The 4,275-nt window shown below is 33.2% G+C and carries 3 protein-coding genes; all 3 read left to right on the forward strand.

Annotated elements, in window-relative coordinates; genetic code table 11:
* Nucleotides 1–75 precede the first annotated feature (75 nt).
* The 3 genes from H1P_RS31355 (at nucleotide 76) to recA (ending at nucleotide 3,710) form a co-directional block, all read left to right on the forward strand.
* Entirely contained in the window at nucleotides 76–1,305 is a 1,230-nt protein-coding gene (locus H1P_RS31355) for a hypothetical protein (protein ID WP_144875110.1), read from the forward strand.
* Nucleotides 1,306–1,329: 24 nt separating this feature from the next.
* Entirely contained in the window at nucleotides 1,330–2,040 is a 711-nt protein-coding gene (locus tag H1P_RS31360; protein ID WP_144875112.1) for a hypothetical protein, read from the forward strand.
* Nucleotides 2,041–2,642: 602 nt separating this feature from the next.
* Nucleotides 2,643–3,710, forward strand: a complete 1,068-nt coding sequence (gene recA / locus H1P_RS31365) for a recombinase RecA (RefSeq protein ID WP_144875114.1) — start codon at nucleotides 2,643–2,645, stop codon at nucleotides 3,708–3,710.
* Nucleotides 3,711–4,275 lie beyond the last annotated feature (565 nt).

Here is a 4,275-nt window from a genome sequence, read left to right on the forward strand (position 1 = left end):
TTTTAGGGGTTTTTCGCCATTTTTACTTAACTTTTTGCTGCGCCCAAAATCCTTGTAACCTTTATTTGTTCAAGGTTGTCAAGTTATTCAGCAAACCCTACTTATAGGGAAATTACATTCAAGAAACCAACATATCTTACTCTCGATCAATATTTTTCTGAAATTATTATCAATACAAATAATGTTCAATATGCAGGTAACGACGAAGCTGAAGACTCGGAGCAAGCAGAAATCGATTTATTGACTCAAGCTTTAGATAACTCTCAATTAGCAGTTAGGAATACAGCCTATCAGTTACTCAAAGGTATTGATTCAAAACGAGCTAAAAAATCTATAGATAAAGGAGTTAAATTAAAACCAGGAGATAAAATTTATAGCGTTTACCAATCAGGAAGATCGTTTACCGATCAGGATTATATTCTTTATGACTGGGTAGACTATTTAGAAAATATCTATCCACAAGTGTATGAAGAATATGAAGTTGATGAACAAGAACAAGCAGCTAACAGTCAAAGAGTATTTTGTTTTGTAGACAAAGAAAAAGCAGAACAAGCAGCAGAATTATTACATCAAAAACTAATTTTAGAAACAGGGTTTGGTTTATGTGGTTTTGAATGGTGCAAAGAAAACCCCGATTTCAATCTAAAGCAATGGTGTAGCAATAATAATATTGATTTTAATCCTGAGTGGGAAAAATTATTTAGAGGAAATAATATATCCTGTGACTACTTTATTATTTGGAAAGTAATAGAAATTATTGAACAAAAACAAGATGAAGTATTGTATGACAAATTTAGAAGAGCTAGATATATATATATCTTAGATCATATTGATACTTGGTGTAAAGAGAATAATGTATTTTTTGATGACAAGATAAAATATTTTCATCCAGAATACTGGAATAAATATAGAGAAATAATAGACTATCTTTATTTGCCAGAAAATATCGAACTATTAAGTAAGTTTTGGAAAGATGGAGTAGGACACTTTGCTTTTGTCAAAGAAGAGTTTGTCCAAGAAGCTACTTATCTCAAATTTGAAAACAACTTACTAGAATCGGTTTCTTCTGGTAATAATTATAAGTTAATCGCCAAACCAGCAAACTATGATGAAATAGTGGGAGATTTTCTAATCAAAATTTTACATCGCACAGATATTATGGCTAAGTTCAAAGCCTATAAACTCTTACGAGAGATTAATACACAAAAAGCCAAGCAAGCAGTAGAGCAAGGAATTCCCCTTAAATTGGGCGATCGCATATTTCATAGACAAAATAATGCTTTGCAAAATGATATTGAATTTTAAAAAAACACTAATTAAACTGATAGAATGAAAGGATTAAGCATAACTGCTATTGGATTAAGAAGTATAGCTGATTGTCTAGATATTTTTAAAACTCTGGAAAATTCGCTACAATTAGATTTTTTAGAATTAGCAATTGGTAGCAACTGCGATGTTAATTTTAATTATCAAAATACTAACTTGATTCTTCATGATTCTTGTTTATATCAAGGATATTTTCGCTGTAAACTCGATCCTTTTCGCCCTAAAAGTTGGTATGATTATGCTAAATTTATCGATAATAATTACGTAATTGCAGTATCTCTTCATCCTCCTTTAAGAAAGTACTGTAGTCAAAAAGATTTAGAAATGGCATTGGTAAAAATGCAAGATGCTTTGAAAGTACCTGTTTATCTCGAAGTCATGCCTTCCTCTGAATATTGGTGTTCCAGCTTTCAATCTTTAGTTAACTTTCCCTTATTACTTGATGTTTCTCATGTTAATATTTGGCATCAAGGTAATAGTATACAAACTAAAAAAACCTGTTTATCTTTGCTTCAATCATCTCAAGTCGGTGCAATTCATCTTAGCCATAATGCAGGAAAAGCTGATACGCATGATTTAATCCCTCAAAATATTTGGTTTCAAGATTATATCGAACAATGGAGTGAAGACTATTTAGTTACTTATGAAAGCTTGCCAATAGAATATGCCATGTACGAAAGATTAGATAAACCTCGTAAACGTAAAATTAAATGATATTCTTTTCGTATTTTTAGTAATCTTTACTTCTAAATATTATTGACTCATGTATCTAGATTCTCTCAATAACCAGCTAATCTTTTTCGATAAAGCATCTCATTTTTGACAATTATTCCACGAGTTCTATTCCCTTTCAAAACATTATCAATATCCATAAGTTTGTCAATAGAAGAGATACTTTTCCTCCACCTATAACAAGAATTTATACTTGATTGAAGATAAAGAGTATGGTCAAACTTTGCTTGCTCATAAACAAAGTCATTATGAATATGCACAGTAGGAAAAAAATTCAGATAAATTTCTTGTCATAATCTTTAATGCTATCGGATGTACTTAATTTAATTGGTTGAGATTGTTGGTAGGTGGTGGTTGATGGTTAGTGAGAAAAATTCAAGGTTGATTTTTTTATCAACCAATGTCAAAATGATCCTACACAACAAATTGTAGTGAGATGAAGACCACAATAACAATACTTTTGTATCAAAATGTTGAGCCTTGGTTAAATTAGCTTACATCTCTTTGATACGAGACGTACAATCAAATCAAAAACAGTAAAAGCATCTTCCCCAGTATTTCGTAAATTTATAATTGAGGCATTTATGGCAACTAACGTGAATATTCCCAGCAATCCAGATAAAGAAAAAGCTTTAAACCTAGTTTTAAAACAAATTGAACGCAATTTCGGTAAAGGTGCAATTATGCGCCTTGGTGATGCTTCTCAGATGAAAGTGGAAACTTTGTCCACTGGTGCATTAACCTTAGATATAGCATTAGGTGGCGGTTTACCCAAAGGAAGAATTATTGAAATCTATGGCCCAGAAAGTTCAGGTAAAACTACATTAGCTCTTCATGCGATCGCTGAAACTCAAAAAGCAGGAGGAGTAGCAGCCTTTGTAGACGCTGAACACGCCCTCGATCCTACCTATTCTGGTGCATTAGGAGTCGATATTGAAAACCTGTTAGTAGCTCAACCAGATCACGGGGAATCAGCTTTAGAGATTGTCGATCAGTTAGTGCGATCGGCTGCGGTAGATTTAGTAGTGGTAGACTCGGTAGCTGCTTTAGTACCCCGTGCAGAAATTGAAGGAGAAATGGGCGACAATCAAATGGGTTTACAAGCTCGTTTGATGAGTAAAGCTCTCAGAAAAATTGCAGGAAATATCGGAAGATCGGCATCTACAGTAATTTTTCTCAACCAATTACGACAAAAAATTGGTGTTACCTATGGTAGCCCTGAAGTAACTACAGGGGGTACTGCACTTAAATTTTATGCCTCTGTACGTTTAGATATTCGTCGCATTCAAACCCTGAAAAGAGGTAGCGAAGGGGAATATGGTATCCGCGCCAAGGTTAAAGTAGCAAAAAACAAAGTTGCACCACCATTTAGGATTGCTGAATTTGATATTATCTTCGGCAAGGGCATCTCTCGTATGGGATGTATGCTAGACATGGCAGAAGACAACGATATTGTAATCCGTAAAGGAGCTTGGTACAGCTACAAGGGCGATAACATTGGTCAAGGAAGAGATAACACGATTAAGTATCTCGAAGAAAATCCCGAAATTGCCATAGAAGTAGAACAAAAACTCAAAGATAAATTAGCTACGGATAAAGCAGAAGCCGATGGTACTGCTCCTGAAGTAGAAATTATCGCTGAAGAAGAATAAATCTTGTAGGGGTGAATGATATTTGCCCCTTTATTTATGTGTACATCAATAAAGTTTTGGAGCAAAAATTAATCTGTGAAATCCAGATTTTTTTTGAGTGTTTTAATTTCTGTAGGTAGTTTTTATTTCTACTATATTAGCGATCGCTTTATGCTAATAATCTACAAGATGTAATTATTTTAATTACTAAGTATTTTTGGGAATTAACCAAAAATGCGATCGCTATATTATGTTGATAAATATTATTCATCTTTATTCAAATTAATTTTATGTCTTCTAATCAAATCAATATCGTTTATTTTCATAGGTATTAGGGAAAGCTAGAAACAACAGACATCACTTAAAACAGATCGAGATGAACAGCCTTCCCGATTTTTCTTCCTTTGGTTATCAACTAAATTCCTTCTGCATCCGAACAAAAACAAGCTTGGCTAAAAGATCGACAGAGTAATTTAGGTCAAAAAATATTTTACTGGTTGACTCTCAAATCAACCGTCATCTCTTTGACTATTGTTCTCTTTTCGCACGTCAAAATGTAATATGTAAAGATTATGTTTTTGCCCCC

The organism is Hyella patelloides LEGE 07179 (genome assembly GCF_900659865.1).
In the GTDB taxonomy this organism is placed as follows: Bacteria; Cyanobacteriota; Cyanobacteriia; order Cyanobacteriales; family Xenococcaceae; genus Hyella; species Hyella patelloides.

Bases quoted from the DNA above. Each gene is read 5' to 3' on its own strand.
- H1P_RS31360 (WP_144875112.1), top strand. From the start codon at position 1,330: ATGAAAGGATTAAGCATAACTGCTATTGGATTAAGAAGTATAGCTGAT.
- recA (WP_144875114.1), top strand. From the start codon at position 2,643: ATGGCAACTAACGTGAATATTCCCAGCAATCCAGATAAAGAAAAAGCT.